This is a genomic window from Pedobacter folensis, assembly GCF_056490665.1.
Genome location: NZ_JBWJIF010000001.1, coordinates 1,695,909 through 1,714,003 on the forward strand (window position 1 = coordinate 1,695,909; position 18,095 = coordinate 1,714,003).

Annotated in this window: 14 protein-coding genes; 9 read left to right on the plus strand and 5 right to left on the minus strand. The window is 38.8% G+C overall.

Features of this window, described 5'->3' with window-relative positions; genetic code table 11:
* Positions 1-64: 64 nt before the first annotated feature.
* The 3 genes from AC04QZ_RS06660 to AC04QZ_RS06670 all read left to right on the plus strand — a co-directional run bounded on the left by AC04QZ_RS06660 (position 65) and on the right by AC04QZ_RS06670 (position 2,142).
* On the plus strand, positions 65-718 hold the full coding sequence (locus AC04QZ_RS06660) for a hypothetical protein (protein ID WP_478357098.1): 654 nt from the start codon (positions 65-67) through the stop codon (positions 716-718).
* Between the two features lie 11 nt (positions 719-729).
* A complete protein-coding gene (locus AC04QZ_RS06665; RefSeq protein WP_478357099.1) occupies positions 730-1,227 on the plus strand; it encodes a hypothetical protein in 498 nt (165 codons plus the stop codon).
* Between the two features lie 279 nt (positions 1,228-1,506).
* Positions 1,507-2,142 (plus strand): hypothetical protein, encoded by a 636-nt coding sequence (locus AC04QZ_RS06670; RefSeq protein WP_478357100.1) that lies wholly within the window; start codon positions 1,507-1,509, stop codon positions 2,140-2,142.
* Between the two features lie 53 nt (positions 2,143-2,195).
* Here AC04QZ_RS06670 and AC04QZ_RS06675 read toward each other — a convergent pair whose 3' ends face one another.
* Positions 2,196-3,398, minus strand: a complete 1,203-nt coding sequence (locus tag AC04QZ_RS06675) for an MFS transporter (RefSeq protein ID WP_086547037.1) — start codon at positions 3,396-3,398, stop codon at positions 2,196-2,198.
* Between the two features lie 103 nt (positions 3,399-3,501).
* On the opposite strand from AC04QZ_RS06675, the gene AC04QZ_RS06680 reads away from it, so the two are divergent.
* Positions 3,502-4,059 carry an NADPH-dependent FMN reductase gene (locus AC04QZ_RS06680; protein WP_086547038.1) on the plus strand — a complete coding sequence of 186 codons (558 nt, stop codon included), beginning with the start codon at positions 3,502-3,504 and terminating at the stop codon, positions 4,057-4,059.
* A gap of 319 nt (positions 4,060-4,378) precedes the next feature.
* Positions 4,379-4,981 (plus strand): outer membrane beta-barrel protein, encoded by a 603-nt coding sequence (locus AC04QZ_RS06685; protein WP_086547039.1) that lies wholly within the window; start codon positions 4,379-4,381, stop codon positions 4,979-4,981.
* Positions 4,982-5,062: 81 nt separating this feature from the next.
* Here the strand turns inward: AC04QZ_RS06685 and AC04QZ_RS06690 are convergent, their stop codons facing one another.
* Both AC04QZ_RS06690 and AC04QZ_RS06695 read right to left on the minus strand, forming a co-directional pair.
* Positions 5,063-6,715, minus strand: coding sequence for a M28 family metallopeptidase (locus AC04QZ_RS06690; RefSeq protein ID WP_478357101.1), 1,653 nt, complete (start codon positions 6,713-6,715; stop codon positions 5,063-5,065).
* Positions 6,716-6,858: 143 nt separating this feature from the next.
* Positions 6,859-9,558 (minus strand): S8 family peptidase, encoded by a 2,700-nt coding sequence (locus tag AC04QZ_RS06695; RefSeq protein ID WP_478357102.1) that lies wholly within the window; start codon positions 9,556-9,558, stop codon positions 6,859-6,861.
* Between the two features lie 245 nt (positions 9,559-9,803).
* Between AC04QZ_RS06695 and AC04QZ_RS06700 the strand changes: the two genes are divergently transcribed.
* Positions 9,804-10,640 carry a M57 family metalloprotease gene (locus tag AC04QZ_RS06700; protein ID WP_478357103.1) on the plus strand — a complete coding sequence of 279 codons (837 nt, stop codon included), beginning with the start codon at positions 9,804-9,806 and terminating at the stop codon, positions 10,638-10,640.
* Between the two features lie 369 nt (positions 10,641-11,009).
* On the opposite strand, the gene AC04QZ_RS06705 is transcribed toward AC04QZ_RS06700, so the two are convergent.
* Both AC04QZ_RS06705 and AC04QZ_RS06710 read right to left on the minus strand, forming a co-directional pair.
* The gene (locus tag AC04QZ_RS06705; RefSeq protein WP_478357104.1) at positions 11,010-11,690 is read right to left on the minus strand and encodes a PepSY-like domain-containing protein; all 681 of its coding nucleotides are present in this window, start codon (positions 11,688-11,690) and stop codon (positions 11,010-11,012) included.
* 566 nt (positions 11,691-12,256) lie between these two features.
* The gene (locus AC04QZ_RS06710) at positions 12,257-14,764 is read right to left on the minus strand and encodes a S9 family peptidase (protein WP_478357105.1); all 2,508 of its coding nucleotides are present in this window, start codon (positions 14,762-14,764) and stop codon (positions 12,257-12,259) included.
* A gap of 176 nt (positions 14,765-14,940) precedes the next feature.
* Between AC04QZ_RS06710 and AC04QZ_RS06715 the strand changes: the two genes are divergently transcribed.
* Genes AC04QZ_RS06715 through AC04QZ_RS06725 form a run of 3 tightly spaced genes read left to right on the plus strand, consistent with a single transcriptional unit; the run spans position 14,941 to position 17,904 of the window.
* Positions 14,941-15,819: a polysaccharide deacetylase family protein gene (locus tag AC04QZ_RS06715; protein WP_478357106.1), complete on the plus strand. Its 879-nt coding sequence runs from the start codon at positions 14,941-14,943 to the stop codon at positions 15,817-15,819.
* 12 nt (positions 15,820-15,831) lie between these two features.
* Entirely contained in the window at positions 15,832-16,695 is an 864-nt protein-coding gene (locus tag AC04QZ_RS06720) for a polysaccharide deacetylase family protein (RefSeq protein ID WP_478357107.1), read from the plus strand.
* A 39-nt stretch (positions 16,696-16,734) separates the two neighbouring features.
* Entirely contained in the window at positions 16,735-17,904 is a 1,170-nt protein-coding gene (locus AC04QZ_RS06725; RefSeq protein ID WP_478357108.1) for an RsiV family protein, read from the plus strand.
* The last annotated feature ends 191 nt before the right edge of the window (positions 17,905-18,095 follow it).

An 18,095-nucleotide genomic window follows, 5' to 3' on the forward strand; every position in this document is an offset into this window, starting at 1 on the left:
TTCATTTTCTTGTTTTTTGTTTCAATAATGATTATTATTGATTACACACAAAAACACAAATAAAATGAGACCTAAATTAATCATCATGGCGCTGCTATGCGCCGTCAGTTGGCATTGTTATGCCCAAACAGAAAAAGGAACCGGTTTTGCTGGTTTGAGCCTGAGTTTTGGGACTTCAAAACAAAACAATTCATCACCAAGCCTAAACACCTTCACCGTTACACCTCGCGGAGGCTACTTTTTGGCTAATAATTTCGCTATAGGCCTGGAGATCCCTTTAAACCTTTCCAAACTCCGTGGCGAAAGTTATATCTCCTGGGATGAAGAAGATGGAAGATACGAAGATCGTTATGGCCCCAAAGAATTTAGCTTCGGCTTCTCTCCCTTTGTACGTAAATATGTTGATGTAAAAGAACGTTTTAAGTTTTTTGTACAGGCCAATTTACTCCTTCAGATTAATACCTTTAACAGGGTTGACGATGAAGGTTATCTTATCCGTACCGATGCACGTGCAAAAGGCTTTGGAGCCAGTTTAACTCCAGGGTTTACTTATTTGCTTTCTAATGATTCGAGCATAGACTTTTCGTTTCCAATTTTAAGTTTCTTTCATCAAAATTATTATGCTGAAGAATCGTTGTACAATTTCGATAAGAAAAATAACCTGAAATTGGCACTCGATAACTTTACCCCTACTTTCACCATCAATATTCACTTCTAAGTTCACACCACATGAAAAATATATTCACCAAAATTTTAAGCGTAACGAGTATAAGCTTATTATTTCTTTTAAGCCTTTCCAATCAGGCAATTGCTCAGCGCTTTCGGGGCAAAATAGAATATTATAGCAGTGTATTCCCTTCTGAAGATGGAAAAATCAAATCCATCAATGGTACTAAAATTGAATATTACAATTCGGTTTTTAAATCGGAAGATGGAAAAGTAAAAACAATTGGCGATAAAAGAGTGGAATATTATAACAGTGTATTCCCCTCCGAGGATGGAAAAATCAAATCTATCAATGGTATTCAAATTGAATATTACAATTCGGTTTTTAAATCGGAAGACGGAAAAATTAAATCGATTGGTAATATCAAATTTGAATATAATAACAGCGGATCTCAAAAAAGTGATGGTAAGATAAAATCAATCCATAATGAAAATGATGATTCCGGATCAGAAGACGCATTAGACACCTATTACTTTATTGAAAGACTCAATTGTCAATAATTTACAACCTAATAAATGATGGAAGAGGCTGTATCATAATTATAGACTGTCATCCTGAGCCTGTTTAAGGACCTGTTTAAATACGCTTTAAGGTGTTTCGACTACTTGTCCCGATTCTTCGGGAAGCTCAACATGACAGCATCTTAAGTGAAATCGCATTTATGATACAGCCTTTTTTTTTATTTACTGATCTACAACGACTTAAAAATAAATCAACTAAACAATTAGTTTTTGTGTGTTTTTTATTCTATTATTGGATACACAAAAAACACAAATGAAATGAAAAAACAATTATTAGTTACGGCTATGGCCGTGGGTATCTCCCTATGCGGTTTTGCGCAAACAAAAGGAACAAACGCTTTAAGCTTTGGCGTTAATACTACCACAAGCAAAAGTAGCGGTAACAACTACGAAACCAAATCAAAAAACAACTATTTCACACTTGGTTATGGCTTTTTCTTTAAAGACAATGATAAGATTGGCTTAGATTTAACCTATGGAACAAATAAAAATTCCTCGGGAAATAATAGCCACCAGGAGCAAAAAAGCTACGGCGGAAACCTAAGTTACCAACACTACTTCCCTCTTGTAAAAACCTTGTTTGCATATGCGGGTGGAAAAGCAGCTTATACTTATAGTAAAAACGATAATTTATATGACAGTAGTTATACCCCAATATCAGGCTATAAATCAAACCAATACGCTATAGGAGCCTATGGTGGTATTACCTGGTTTGTATCAAAAAGATTCGCCTTAGAAACAAGTTTGTTATCAGCAGATATTGTTTACAATAAAACAGAACAAAATGAGATTAATGCGAATAACTATTTTACAAAAAATGAATATACCTCATTCAATTTCAGCAGCCAAGGAGTTATCAATAACCTCGGCTTTAAGATCTATATCCTATTTTAACCTCCTCAACTATTAAAGCTTTGGCCCATCCCCTTAAAAAAGGATGGGCTTTTTTATTTCTTCTTCGTTTCAATATTCGGCAAGAAACCGGTTAGTAAACCGATTAAAGGCAGAAACGCACAAACATTAAATACATATTCGATACTGGTAGAATCAGCTAACTTCCCTAACAAAGCCGAACCGATACCACCCATGCCAAAGGCAAAACCAAAAAACAAACCTGCAACCAAACCTACCTTCCCTGGAATTAATTCTTGTGCATAAACTAAAATTGCCGAAAATGCCGATGCCAGGATCATCCCGATAGGCACAATGAGCACACCTACCCAGAACAAACTGGCATGTGGTAGCAATAATGCAAATGGAGCAGTACCCAATATTGATGCCCAGATTACGTATTTCCGGCCAATTTTATCTCCTATTGGTCCGCCCAGCAATGTTCCGGCAGCTACCGAAAATAAGAACACAAATAAATAAATCTGCGAAGTTTGCACTGAAACATGGAATTTATCGATCAGATAAAAGGTAAAATAATTGGTTAAACTCGCCATGTAGAAGTATTTCGAGAAAATCAATAAGAGTAAGATACAAACAGAAAAGATCACCTTAGTTCTCGAAAATTGATTCACGACCGTTTGAATATTGATCTTTTTACTCCTCGAAAGCATAAATCCTCTGTACCAGTTACCTACATAAGTTAAAATAATAATGGCCAAAAGTGCAATAACCGAAAACCAGATCACGCTGAACTGCCCGTAGGGAACAATAATCCAGGCAGCCAATAAGGGGCCTAAAGAACTTCCGGCATTGCCGCCCAACTGAAAAACAGATTGCGCCAATCCCCGCTTCCCTCCTGATGCTGCATGCGCCATACGTGAAGCCTCGGGATGGAATATAGAAGAGCCAATGCCAATAAAACATACCGAAAGCAATATGGTATAAAAATGGGTCGATTGTGAAAGCGAAATTAAACCGATCAGCGTAAAACCCATGCCCGTAGCCAATGAGTATGGCTGAGGTTTTTTATCCGTGTATAAACCCACAAAAGGTTGTAGCAGTGATGCAGCCAGTTGAAAGGTTAATGTAATTAGGCCGATCTGCGAAAAACTTAAATGATAGCTGGTTTTGATAATGGGGTAAATGGCAGGAATTAACGACTGTATGGTATCGTTAAGCAGGTGCGAAAAACTTAAAGCGAAAAGTATCGGGAAAACGGTTTTTTCAATAATGGAGGTGGTGGTGCTATTCTCAGTCATAACGGTAAATTATACCGTCAAAAATAGTGAATATAAATTTTTAAACTACACCGCTTGTCCTTGCACAAACCAAACATTTTTATAAAGTTTTGGTTTTATAGCTATGGAAAAGAACAGAAAAATTGTTGGCTTATGCGGAAGTTTAAGAAAGGGATCTTACAATGCCATGCTGCTTAAAGTTGCAGGCAGTTTAATCCCAGAAGGTATCCACTTCGAAACAGTAGCTTTTGATGATATTCCTGTTTATAATGCAGATTTGGATTTGCCTGAAACAGAAGAAAGGCCGGCAAGCGTGACGAAATTCAGAGATGCCCTCGCTACAGCTGATGCTTTTATTATTGTTTCTCCTGAATATAATTATTCTATCCCTGGTGGACTAAAAAATGCCATTGACTGGGCCAGCCGTGGCAAAGATTCGCCCTTAATGCATAAACCAGTGGCCGTAATGGGCGCCACACAGGGCATGTGGGGAACGGTTAGAATGCAAACAGCATTTTTGCCTGTTTTTACCTTCCTGAACATGAATCCGGTTTTACAACCAGAAGTTTTAGTAGCTCAGGCGCAAAATAAATTCGATGCCGAGGGAAATCTGACGGATGAGAGAACCATCGGTATCATCAAAAAGAAAATAGAAAATTTAATTTCTGCCTGTAAAGTTTAATCCAAAACGGCAGCAATCCCCTATACAAAACCTGCCATTTGCGACAGTTTAAAATCTGACATTTATACAAAAAAAGTCAGATTGTCAATCTGTCATGCCTGAAAAATTAATCAGTCGATTAATTTTTGGTCACACGAAAATAATATTGACTTAACACTAAATTTATATCTCTTTATCAATTAGACAGTTGACCAAAAACTGATTTTTTGATGACGCTGACAAAGTTTTTTGGCACAAGTGTTGACTTTTATTCAAATATAGTCAGAAATTAAAAAAGTAAAATTGACTATATTTTTATAACAAATAAATAATAAAAAAGATGAAAAAACTATTATTATCTTTAGTAGCAGTAGCAGGTTTAGTTTACGGTGCACAAGCACAAACTGAAAAAGGAAATTTTATGTTAGGCGGTAATGTAGGTGTAAACTCTACAAAAGCAGATGGCGCTCCAAAAGCAGATTTCAGCTTTAGCGTATTACCAAGCGTTGGTTATTTTATCAGCAACAATTTTGCAATCGGTACTGGTGTTGGTTACGAATACAATAAAGAAGTAAGCAACAAAACTCAGGATGGTGCTTTTAAAGTTGCTCCATTCGGACGTTATTATGTTGGTTTATCTGATCAATTCAAATTCTTCGGGCAATTATCAGTGCCATTGGCATTTGGTGAATTAAAAGCAACTGATGCTAACGGCGATAACGCAGTTAAATTGGGAACTACGACTAAAATCGGTGTAGAACTTGCTCCGGGATTTGCATTTTTCCCAACCAAAAGAATTGGTATCGAACTTTCAGTTAAAGGTTTAAGTTATGAAAACTATACTTTAAAAGCTGAAGGTACAGGTGCTAAGTTAAAAACAAACACTTTTGGCTTAAACGCTGATACTTTTGCACCAAGATTAGGTGTACAATTCTACTTTTAATTCATTCTCCCTTAGGGGAAAATAATAAAATGACTTTTTTTTCAAAGAGCGTCCCGGTTTACCATCGGGACGCTTTTTGTTTTACTTCTTTTCTCTGATGGCTTTAAATTCAGATCCGTCTTTCCATTTTGGATAAGAATCTTCGTTACTGATGCGATAGCCCAGATCAAAAAGCATCCGAACATCTGCTACAATACCTGATAAATCCCATGTTTTGGCATCGAAATTATCCTGCGGCGAATGGTAACGGAATTTGGTAAAATCGGCTACCTGCTTTAATCCCCATGCCCTGCCGTTCTTAATGTTATCGACGCCAGAACCGGTAAACAGTGAAGGCACACCAACCTTGGCCAGGTTAAAATGATCTGAACGGTAGTACAATCCTGATGATGGAACAGGATCGGGAACAATTACCCTACCCTGCTTTTTAGCCGCCTCGGCAGCATAATCTTCCAGTTCTGACTGGCCAAAACCATATACCACAATATCTTTGGTTTTACCGGCAATGCCCATCATGTCCATATTAATATTGGCTACGGTTTTAGCTAAAGGAAAGGTAGGATGTTTGGCATAATATTCTGATCCTAAAAGGCCCTGCTCCTCTGCCGTGTAAGAAATAAATAAAATGGTCCGTGCGGGAGCTTTGGGTAGTTTTTTAAATGCTGATGCAATTTCGAATAAAGCAGCTACGCCAGTGGCATTATCAACCGCTCCGTTGTAAATCGAATCGCCCTGTATTTTTTCGCCCACGCCCAAATGATCCCAGTGTGCCGAATAAATAATCGCTTCATCTTTACGTTGATCACCGGGTATTTTAGCCAGAACGTTATAAGTAACTGATTTTTTGATGGTATTTTTAACTTTGAGTGAGGTGGTGACATTTAAATCGACAGCCTTAAAACCTTTTTTCCGGGCACTTAAAGCCAGTTGATCGAATGATTTCCCATCCATTGCAAACAGCTGTTTGGCTTTATCTAAAGTAATCCAGCCTTCTACTACAGCCCTGCTCATGCCATTGTCTTCGCTTTGCAGCGTAAGTTTAGATTTCGACCAGCCACTGCGCACAACTGTCCAGGGGTAAGCTGCCGGTTCAGTATCATGAACGATAATAATTCCTGTAGCGCCCTGTCGTGCAGCTTCTTCAAACTTATAGGTCCATCTGCCGTAGTAAGTCATATTTTTGCCTTTAAATAAGGTCGAATCGGCAAAACCCGGATCATTAATCAGCACCACTACCGTTTTCCCCTCTACATCAAGGTTTGCATAATCGTTCCAGCCATATTCGGGCGCAACAATACCATAACCTGCAAAAACCAGTGGTGAGTTACTCATGCTTACTTCATCTTGCACACGGCGCGTGCCAGCCACAAAATCAGTTAAATAATTGAGGGTTAAGGAAGCGGTTTTCCCTTTAAGCACCATTTTATCTTCAGGTATGGATTTAATTTCGACCATGGGTACCTCCTGGAAGAAACTATCGCCATTGCCAGGCTGCAGGCCCAGTTTTTCGAATTGAGTTTTTAGATAATTAATGGTTTTGGTTTCTCCATTGGTAAAAGGCTTTCGCCCCTCTAAACTATCAGCTGCAATTACGGATAGATATTGGGTTAAACTCGAATCATTAATCGCTTTTATGGCTAAAGAATCGGCACCAACACTGTTATTTTTTGCACCTTGCTTACAGGAACAAAAGAAAAGGAGTGCACAGCTGGGAAGTAGCAGGAGTTTTTTCATTTAAAGGATCGTTTTTAAATAATTAATCGCATTTCCTGAAAAATACGAAGAAATTGGGAACATTCTGCGTTTATCATCTTAAATCTGAGAACAAAACGCGCAAAAGAATCTCCCGCAGATCTCACAGATTCCACAGAAAATGCTTATTTCTTAATCAGCTTAAATTTCTTTAACTGTTGCCCGTTTTTATTGATTATACCAACATAAACACCCGTTGATAATGCATTGAGTAAAAAGCGGTTTGAGCTTGTGGCTTTTTCTTCAAAAACCTTCTGCCCTAATATATTAAATAACAACAAACTATAATCTTCGAAAGATCCGCTCAGGATGGTTAAATAATCGGTTACCGGATTGGGATAGAAAGTAAATTCATTTTCCTTAAGGAACACTACCGAAACCAGATCGCTCTGTACCTGGCCGTTAGCCGTTTCGAAAGTAACACGGTAAAACTGAATGCCCGCTTTTGGCTGATCATCGAAAATGGCATAATCAAGCTGATTCTGAACAGGTTTGGTTTGCTGTAAAGCCGTGAAAGTATTAACACCCGTTTGTTTTTCCCAAATGATATTCTTTAAATCCAGGGTGCTCCCAATACTGAGATCAAGCCTTACCTTATTGTCGCTTACAGCGGCAGACAAACTCTTAACATAACAGGCAATGCCCTGCTGTGTATAATCGATGGTATAACTTTTTATGGCCGTAAAAGCTAGGCCGTTTGCGGCCACAGCAAAATATTTACTATTAACCTTGCTTACATCAAGCTTAACAATGGTATCGGTTAGGGTTAACACCGGAGACAGGATATTATCTATTATATTATATAAAGTATAATCTTTTGCACCGGGCTGAGGGTTCCAGTTTAACACCACACCATCTTTACATACGTAGCCAACTTTTAAAATCCTTGGACTGGAAATAGTAAACGATTGGCTCAAAATTACATTTCCCGCTACCTCCATTTTGATCATGGCTTTAGTGAATAAATCAGGGGTATTCCAATGGTAAAAACCTTTGCTTAAATCGATCCCCGAGGCGATTGATTTCCAGGTAAGCCCGTCATCATAACTCACCGATAAATTTCCGGTTTTACTTGCGTAGGTATTCTCCCACCGGATGTAGTTATCTTCATTGGCAAAAAAGTATTCGTTTTTTTCCGGGCTGATGAAAGAAAAAGTGTTTTTGAATGTATAACGATAAGCCAGTGCAAAACGCTGGTTATTGCCTTGTGCGATCCTGTTACCCTTAACATGGATATTATAAGCACCGGCAGCGGGATTATCGAGTGTAACCTGTTGAACGTTATTGATAAGATCAGCCTTACGCACCGCTGGCATTGAGAGGGAATCTAAATGAGGAAAACTGCTTAACACCCAGGGCAGTGTTAAATTTCCGGCAGGGTTTTCGAGACTTAAATCTAATCCGTTCACCAAACTTTGTGCAGCATTTACAACTGCAGGAGGATCATTCCAGGTCATGGTAAGTTTAACTTCGGCTACATTCGCCGGAATAATCAACGGAATAAGCAGATCCTGATTTTTAGCCACCTCATATAGAGAAACCCTGTTTTCATCTAAAGTTTTTAAGGATTGGGCTACATTGAGTTTCCCGTATCCGTACACAAAATCAACCTGAGGTGTGCCCAAATCATCAGCCGAATTAATTACTGTTGCCCTGATGAGTGATGCAGAAGGTGCTTTTTTATATTTCTGCTGGTAAAATTGTTCCAGCAAAATAATCGATCCACTGGTAATCGCTGCAGAGCCAGATGTTCCATCCTCGCCAAGGGCAATAAGTTCGGGTTTTACACGACCATCGTAGGCAGGACCTTTGCTACTTAGGTTTTCAGAAATATTTTCCCTGTTGATTCCACCTATTACCAATAAATTTTTGGCCTGTTTAAAATTGCCCGTTAAATTAGCACGGGCGGTCATGCCCTGATAAACACCCACGGATGGTGTGCTTGTTCCTTTGTTCCCTGCAGAAAAAACATGAATCAAGGTATCGGTTTCAAAAATCTGTTTATCATAGGCAGCGGCCTCCATGCCATAATCGTTATCTATATCAGTACCGTAGGAATGGTTTTGAACTTTAATCTGAAGTTTATTTAAATCGGCAGCCAGGTCAGGCATGAGGTTAGTGAAATCGGAATAGGCAAGTTTGGCTTTAGGTGCTGCGCCCAGGCCACGGATAAAAGAATTCCCGTTCCCCAGTGCTAAAGTAGCCATAATAGTGGCATGCGTAGTTGGTGTTTTACCAATCGTAGCGCCCGGAAGTGTTTTCCCCAATAAATCAAGATCGGCTGCATCGTACATTCCTTCTTTAAACGAAACATTTATGCCTGTGCCATCGATACCGGGAAAAAGACTACGGGTATTAGAAATTTGGTTTAAACCCAGATCGATTCCGTTAACCACAACTTCCTCTTTCGCCACCGGCAGAACATCAGCATATAAAATATCATTGAGTTCCAACAAAGCCATTAAATCACCTGGCGACAGGTAAACCATACCAATGTTATTGACATGATCGGTTGATTTTATATTTAGGCCTACAACAGCCTTTGGTAATGCATTTATATTCTTGAAGGCCAGCCTAACCAGGATAGAATCGTTCTTTTTAGTGCTTTTATTTAATACCTTCATCAATCGATCACTCACCTTCCAAAGTCCGTTGGCTTGTTCCTGTGAAGCTATACTGTTAGAAAAGCGATCAATATTAGATCTATCGACGATAAAATAATCGCCAGAAAGCCGCTTTTTGGGCTTCAACATTTGAATTTCAGCCGCTGTTAAACTATGTTTGAACCGAACTAAAACAGGCTGATCGGCACTTATTTTTTGCAAATTGCCAGTTTTTGAAATATATTTTTCAAAAGATTTTTCTATTCCGCCAGGTTGTACCTGCGCTTTTAAACCCAGTACAGACAGACAAAAACATATAACTAAAAATACAGTGTTGACTTTCAAAAATTATTTTATTATAAAATTTTGTTTACATCGATTATCTTCTCTAAATTAGGATTTATAAGGTAATCCACAAATTTTATTAACTAACTTATTCAACCTAAACTAATTTAATTCTAACCAAGATGAAAACAACCAAATTTTTATCGATTGCAGCAGTATGTTTTCTGCTCACTAACCTATACTCATGTAAGAGTAATAATACAGAAAATGCAGTAGAAGACAAAACTGATATCTCAGCTGACAAATTATCACAGATTAAATCGCTAGGCTTTAGCACCGACAATATCCGTAAGATAGATGAAGGCTATTTGGTAGAGGGCGATATTCTTTTAACTGACGAAAACTTAGCTGAGCCTTCTACTGGTGCAAATTTAAACATTGCCGAAACTGAACAGTACCGAACCACAAACCTTGTTAAATCTTTACCACGGGTAATTACTGTTTCGGTAACCAATTTACCTCAGGTATATAGCGACGCTGTTAACACGATGATTTCGAGATACAACTCGTTGGGTTTACGTATCACATTCCAAAGGGCCAGCGCCGGAACAACCGGAAACATTAATGTTGTTGGCTTTAATGAAGGTCCAAGTGGAGGCTTTATTACCCTAGGCTCTGCAGGTTTCCCTACTTCATCAGGTAAACCTTTTAATCAGATCAGAATGAACACCAATGCAGCAGCCTATGGTGCCAATCCTAATTTATTGTATTTAGCTTCTGTGATCCAGCACGAAGTTGGCCATTGCATCGGTTTCCGCCATACGGATTACATGAACCGTGCCTTTAGTTGCGGCGCGAGTGGAGCAGGAAATGAAGGTGCATCGAATGTTGGTGCGATTAGAATTCCGGGAACACCTTCGAGTCCTGATGCGGGCTCATTTATGTTAGCCTGTTCTAACGGCGGTAATCGGACCTTCAATGCAAATGATGTGATTGCCGTAAATTACCTTTATAAATAAAAAATACCCCAAAGGATTACCTTAACAGATCAGAAGCCCCGAATAATTTCGGGGCTTTTTTTTATACCACGGTATCACAGCACCTTTTCAATGTAAACAGTCAAAATTTGGAACACGGCACCAAATTAACCAAACCCGATAGCGCCAAATAGCTCCCGATTGGAGCAAATATTTGTATTTAAGAGATCTTAAAATCGGGACTATAGGCAATAGCAGGACTGAAATAACCGAAGAACTACCGAACGCTGCTTTTCAAAACATTAACTCATCAAAATGAAAATGGTTTGTGAGGACACAAACCATGGCAAGAGAAAAAAGATTGCCACAGCTAATAAAAATTAGCCACAACGACGATTCATGCGGTTAAAATTAATCGGCCACTTCTTTAATAAACTTGCCACTTGCGTCGTACCATACATTTACATCTGGTGTACCTTCAATATCAATTTTATAGGTAATTTTTCCTCCAGTGTTAATCCAATCTACATCATCAATCCTGCCTTTTGGATATTTAGCTTTAATATTTTTGGCTATTATTGCCGGAAGCTGCGCATTTGGAATATCTTTTTCGAAAGAAACCGTTTTGCCAGCGGCTGAGTAAGTGGCTTTATGATCTACCTTTCCTAAATTAAAATCAACTTCATAATTTGCACCTTTCTTTTCCCAATCTGCATCTGTTGCTTTTGGATAAGCTTTATTAAATGCCGTTTTAACCGCTGAGGGAACATTTTTCTGATCTATATCTTGAGCGTTGCTACTGGCAATTCCTCCAACTAAAAGTAATGTTGCCAAAATTGTGCTTTTGTAATTCATATTAAAATAACAGCCATCTCCTGCAATTGTTTCAAGCTTAATCTGCTCCTTCTTTATAAATGGAGATAATACCATGGTTTTGCGAATAAAGAGATACAGCCCTAAATGAATTAAACCTGATAGCGCCAAATAGCTCCCGATTGGAGCAAATATTTGTAATTTAAGAGATCTAAAATCGGGACTATAGGCAATAGCAGGACTGAAATAAGCGAAGAACTGCCGAACGTTGCTTTTCAAAACAATAGTTCATCATAAAAAACATGAAAATGGTTTGTGAGGACACAAACCATGGCAAGGAAAAAAAAGATTGCCACGGCTAATGAAAAATTAGCCTCGCAATCACGATTTATGTTAATAGGCAATAGCAGGACTGAAATAACCGACGAACGTCGGAACGCTGCTTTTCAAAACAATAACTCATCATAAAAAACATGAAAATGGTTTGTGAGGACACCACCATGGAGAAATACTAGTTAGGTAGGTTGCTATGGCAAATGAAGATTAGTCTCAATAGCTATGAGTTTTTTTGGAGCGCAATACCTGTGCAAAACATTTAGCCTGTCCCATTTTACGCCTATACGCTTCGCTGCCTCGTACCTCGTTGCTGCAGGGTAACACTTCAACCGGGGCTAGGTGGCCAAGGCAGCATTCCATTTTTAAGGTTTATGAATACGTGCTTCGTGCAACGCTAATCAGGTAGATTGCCACGATTAATGAAAGATTAGCTCCGCAATGAAGACTTATCGCTATAAAAAAAATGGCCTGCATTTCCGCAGGCCATTGTAATAACTATTGTATTCAAATTATTTTCCGTTCTGTTCGATATCTCTGTCCATTTCTACCAAATCAACATCACTCGGTTCAGAAAAATCGCCGATTAAATATTTGTTAAAATGATCAGCCAGCTTCCAGAAAGCATACTCCGTCATATCACCAAAACCATGGCGCTGACCTGGGACAATCAGGAAATCGAAACGTTTGCCTGCCTTCATCAATGCATTAGCCACGCGGATGGAGTTTGCCGGATGCACATTGTTATCTACATCGCCGTGCATCAATAACAAATGACCTTTCAGGTTTTTGGCTAGATCAGGGTTTTTATCAATGCTATATTTAAATGAAGTATCGCCTTTTAAAGAGATCGTCTCTTTTACACCATGGTGTTTTTCGCTCCACCAGCGGTTGTAAATGCTATTATCGTGATTTCCGGCATTCGAAACCGCAGCTTTAAAGAAATCAGGGTAAACCAACATCGCAGCTGTCGACATAAATCCACCTCCAGAGTGGCCTGTAATACCCACTTTAGATTCGTCGATATAAGCATATTTAGCTGCCAATTGCTCAATAGCCGTTTTTTTATCCGCCAAACCATAATCGCGCAAATTGCCATAACCGTAAGTATGGTACCATTTAGAGCGCGAAGGGTTTCCACCACGGTTACCTACCGTAATGACGATATAACCAAATTGCGCCAAACGTTCGGTGCGATCCATGCTTTTGCTGAAAGCCTTATTTACCGCTTCCGTTTGCGGACCTGGGTAAACATACTCAATAATCGGGTACTTTTTATTCGGGTCGAAATCAAAAGGTTTATACATTACGCCATATAAATCGGTAATTCCATCATCAGCTTTTACTTTGAAAGGCTCAGGGAATTTGTAACCCGCTGTCATCAGCAATGAAAGATCTGTAGTTTCAAGGTCCATTACTTTTTTACCGGCCCCATCATAAAGTGTTGCTTTTGGTGCAGTATTTACCCTCGAATAATTATCGACAAAGAAAGTATTGTTATCGTTCATGTTCGCCGCATGATCAAAATCGCCTGCATTTAACAATTTCAGGTTCGAACCATCAAAATTGATGCTGTACAAGTGCAGATAATAAGGATCTTCCTTTCCTTCCCTGCCATTTGCCGTAAAATACAGGATACGTTTTTTCTCGTCGATATTCACGATGCTCTCGCAGTGGAAAGCGCCTTTGGTAATCTGGTTTTTCAGCTTCCCGTTTTCATCAAAAAGATAAAAATGTGCCCAGCCATCGCGCTCACTCCAATGGATCAGTTCTTTACCATCGTTTACTAACCCTGGACGGTTAACCTCCACATAAGTATTAAAACGCTCGTCGATTAAAGGCGTAACTTTTCCGCTGGCAATATCAACCGTACCGATGTCGATACGTTTTAAATCGCGGCTGGTGCGCGAAAAATAGAACCTGCTATCGTTACCCAACCAAATAGATGGGCGGAATTCGTTATCACGATCTTTATTTAATGATGGTTTGCTCCAAACCGAAACACTTTGATCTTTAAATGCGGCAACGCTCAGTTTTTTATAAGATTTTGCAGCGAAATCAAATAAGAGTACTTCATCCTGAGGGGCTTCAGCCTCACCAGGCATTTGATATTTATAGGTTTCTAAAGTTGGACGACCCGGTGTAACGCTATTTATGACCCAAAGATCTTTAACCTTACGCGAATCGGTTCTGTCCAATACGAAATATTTCGAATTCGGCGACCAAAGCACATAAGCACCGCGACGTTTTTTATTGTTTTTTTCGTTCTCTACATTGTTTTCGCCATCGCCGTCGCTTCCGTACGAATAAAACTTAACGCCATCTTTAGTGAGCTGATGTTCTACAATGGTGCTGTCATCTTCATTTTTGACTGCTTTTTTGTAGTTGTCTTTATCCATCCAATACAGGTTGTAATTACGGGAAAAAATAATGGCCGACGAATCAGGCGCTACCGATCCCCATGATGGTTTAGGTTTTGGTTTACTAAAATTTGGCACCTCTGTTAATTTTGCACTGGCCAGTTCGTATTTGAAAGAAAATATTTTCTTCTGCATAGAATCTGCAGCTTTTTTATCTTTTCTATCCTTCTTAAGCTCATCAACACTGCTTTTAATTTCGAAAGAGATACTTTTTTCGTCGGCGGCAAATTTCAGGTTTTCGAGTGGTAAATGTTCGGCATCGAAGGGATCGCGGACAATCAGGGTAATATCGGCTGCCAGTTTAGCATTATCAAACATCAGTTTTTTGCTTTTTGATGCAGGATCTACCAGGTACCAAAACTTTCCTTTTGGACTTTCGAAAGTGTACCAGAAACGATTGCTCAGTTTTAACCAATGCGGATCTACTGCAGTAGAATAAACCATTTTTTTCAGCTTATTTGGCGAAAAACGCGATGCAAGCTGATAATTTGCTTTAGGCTGAGGCTGAATATTCTCGGTTAGGGTAAATGTTTTGTTTTGTGCGACTACAGTTAAGGATAAAAACTGCGCACACAGCAGGAGTTTATAAAGTTTATTCATCAAAATTTGTTTGAGCCGCTAAATTATTTAATTAAAGGATATTAAGCAGTTTTTGATGTGTAATAAATGCGATAGTTAGCGTAATTTCCTGCAACTGAAATTAATTATTAACACAATTTATTTTGATATATAAATAATTAATGGATTTTATAGTTTTGTAGCTATATATCCTAATAATGAAATACAGCTTTTTAACCCTAATAACAGCCGGAGCAATCTTATTGGCCAGCTGCCAATCTAAATCTCAAACAGAAAATTCTGCTACTAAAGATTCTACTGCACAAACCAGCAATACGGCAGCCAGCACCGGAACACCGGTTGATGTTTCGAAAATTAAAGTTGCTGATGCTAAAACCATTTTAGCCAGAAAACAGGTGCCCATTTTATGCTATCACCAGGTAAGAAACTGGAAAGCAACTGATGGCAAAGTAGGCAAAGATTATATTGTAGAAATCCAGAACTTTAAAGATCAGATGAAAATGCTGGCCGATAGCGGTTACCATACCATTTTACCCGATCAGCTTTACGCCTACCTGAACACTGGTGCAGCGCTACCGAGCAAACCCATTATGTTAACCTTCGACGATACAGACCTGGATCAGTTTACGATTGTGCGACCTACTTTAGATAAATTAGGTTATAAAGCCGTTTATTTCATCATGACGGTTTCGATCGGTAAAAAAGGCAAATTTGTAGATTACATGAGCAAGGAGCAGATTAAGCAACTTGCTGACGAAGGAAATGTGATCGGCAGCCACACCTACGATCATAAAAATTTCAAGAAATATGCGGGTAAAGATTGGGAAGAGCAATTAGATAAACCTACCAAAAAACTGGAAGAAATTACAGGTAAAAAAATGACAGAATTTGCCTATCCTTTCGGTTTATGGAATGCAGAAGGTATTCCGGAGCTTAAAAAACGTGGTTTTAGAATGGCTTATCAACTATCAACCAAACGCGATGAAAAAGATCCGTTATTTACCATCCGCAGGATTATTGCCAGTGGTTACTGGTCGCCTAAAACATTAAGCAATAGCATTAAAAACAGCTTTTAACAGGCGACGAATATGAAAAGTTTTCTGCTCTACGGTGCTGTTTCTGCATTATTTTTAGCCTCATGCCAATCATCTGATGCTTCAAAAGGAAAAACTGCCGCAAAACCCAAAACAGAAGAAGTTAAAATAGATTCGACCAACACCAAACCTGCCGATACCAAAACAATCCTGGCGCGCAGGGAGGTGCCGGTTTTGTGTTATCACCAGATCAGGAATAACATTGCCAGTGATAGCAAAAGGGCGCATGATGATATTATAGCTCCTGATAAGTTTAAGGAACACATGAAAATGCTGGCCGATAGTGGCTACCACTCCATCCTACCTGATCAGCTGTACAATTATTTGGTATATGGCGCTAAGCTGCCTGAAAAGCCAATTATGATCACTTTTGATGATACGGATGAGGATCAATTTACGATTGGAAATACAACGCTGAAAAAACATGGTTTTAAAGGCGTTTATTTTATCATGACGGTATCCATCGGGAGAAAAGGCCGGATCAATTACATGACTAAAGAGCAGATTAAACAGTTATCCGACGAAGGAAATACGATTGCCAGCCATACCTACGATCACAAGAACTTTGCCCAATTTACCGATGAGGACTGGACAAGCCAAATTGATGCACCTACTAAAAAACTGGAAGAGATTACAGGAAAAAAAGTGGAATATTTCGCTTATCCCTATGGCGTTTTTAAAGCATCAACTTTGCATAAACTAAAAGAACATGGTTTTAAAGCGGCATTTATACTTTCGACAGCACGTGATGAAAATTATCCGCTTTACACCATTAGAAGAATCATTGATCCGGGGAGATACACAGCAAAAAACTTATATTACAGCATAAACAAGAGTTTTAATAAAACAAAACCATAGTTTCGACTGTAAATCTTAAGTAAATCAATTCCCTTGCTTATGAAATATGCTTTTCTTTGTTGCTTTTTCGGATTACTGGTTTTATCGGCCTGTAACAACCCTAAAAATAGCGCCAATACCACTGAAACTACAGCTGATAGCACAGCGAATGTAAAGGCCGAACTTACAGAAAGTTTCTACAAGAGATTGGAAGGCACCATTGCGGGCAAAAAAGTAATTATGCATTTGCAAAAGGTGGATGACGATGTAAGTGGCACCTATTATTACGATGGCTCCTGGCTTAACCTATCAACTGATACTTTGATCGGGAAAGATAGCATTATCCTGACCGAATACAGTTTTTACGAATCTTACTTCACGCAGGACTTTAAATCGCCACATTTGGCCTTTAAATGGAATGGAAATGGCTTTAATGGCAATTGGGAAAGTGGCGATAAAACCAAAAAATTTCCGATTGTTTTAACGGAAAAATATCCTGAGGGCAGTTATCAGTTCAATGCAGGCATTTATAAAGAATCGGTTAAAGCATTTGCCAGTCAGGCAAAATCGCCTGCTGCAGAAATCAGTTTTGAGTATCTGGAAAGCAAAAACAATGATGAATACGGCAACTGGCTAAACTCGGAGCTTAAAAAAATATCGGGCGTAAAACCTAATGTTGACCGCTCAACAGGCTTCAAAAACATTGCGGCAGCTTATTTCAAAGACTATAAAACGCAGGTTACCGAGCAATCCAAAAATAGCCGTGGAGATGATTTTCAGGCCTGGATGAATTATACCAACAACAGTCAGCAGTCGGTTAATTATAATGATAATGGTTATGTCGTAATCGATTTCCTGGCTGATGCCTATACCGGCGGCGCACATGGCAATTACAGCAGTACGATGTTCTGTTTAGATGTGAAGAACAAAAAACAATTGGTACTGAGCGATATCATTAAAATAGATTCGAATACCTTACAAAGCATTTTAGAACGTAATGTTAGGAAAGAATACAACATTAAAGCTAAAGATGCTTTAAGCACCGTACTTTTTGATGATTTTATAAAACCGAATAAAAACTTCTATTTCAATGCGAATGGGATTGCTTTTATGTACAACCCTTACGAAGTAGCCAGTTATGCACAGGGACAAATTGTCGTATTTATTCCTTATTCGGATTTAAAAACTTATTTGGTGCCAACTTTTGCAGAAAGGATGGGAATTAAGTAAGTTCTCCGTTAGCAATTTTCAGTTAACTTAATTCTGCGTTTACCCCTTAAATCAGCGGGCATAATATTAAAAAAGGTTTCCCGCTGATCAAACAGATTTGAGCGCAGATTTTGATTAAGAAATACTGAGGGAAAAAAAGTTAATCGCTAGCTTCAATGGAGAATTGAAAATTGCCAACTGAAAACTTTATA

Coding starts and splice junctions, on each gene's coding strand:
- AC04QZ_RS06680 (WP_086547038.1), top strand. CDS start 3,502: ATGGAAAAGAACAGAAAAATTGTTGGCTTATGCGGAAGTTTAAGAAAG.
- AC04QZ_RS06670 (WP_478357100.1), top strand. CDS start 1,507: ATGAAAAAACAATTATTAGTTACGGCTATGGCCGTGGGTATCTCCCTA.
- AC04QZ_RS06675 (WP_086547037.1), bottom strand. CDS start 3,398: ATGACTGAGAATAGCACCACCACCTCCATTATTGAAAAAACCGTTTTC.
- AC04QZ_RS06660 (WP_478357098.1), top strand. CDS start 65: ATGAGACCTAAATTAATCATCATGGCGCTGCTATGCGCCGTCAGTTGG.
- AC04QZ_RS06715 (WP_478357106.1), top strand. CDS start 14,941: ATGAAATACAGCTTTTTAACCCTAATAACAGCCGGAGCAATCTTATTG.
- AC04QZ_RS06685 (WP_086547039.1), top strand. CDS start 4,379: ATGAAAAAACTATTATTATCTTTAGTAGCAGTAGCAGGTTTAGTTTAC.
- AC04QZ_RS06700 (WP_478357103.1), top strand. CDS start 9,804: ATGAAAACAACCAAATTTTTATCGATTGCAGCAGTATGTTTTCTGCTC.
- AC04QZ_RS06725 (WP_478357108.1), top strand. CDS start 16,735: ATGAAATATGCTTTTCTTTGTTGCTTTTTCGGATTACTGGTTTTATCG.
- AC04QZ_RS06720 (WP_478357107.1), top strand. CDS start 15,832: ATGAAAAGTTTTCTGCTCTACGGTGCTGTTTCTGCATTATTTTTAGCC.
- AC04QZ_RS06710 (WP_478357105.1), bottom strand. CDS start 14,764: ATGAATAAACTTTATAAACTCCTGCTGTGTGCGCAGTTTTTATCCTTA.
- AC04QZ_RS06690 (WP_478357101.1), bottom strand. CDS start 6,715: ATGAAAAAACTCCTGCTACTTCCCAGCTGTGCACTCCTTTTCTTTTGT.
- AC04QZ_RS06665 (WP_478357099.1), top strand. CDS start 730: ATGAAAAATATATTCACCAAAATTTTAAGCGTAACGAGTATAAGCTTA.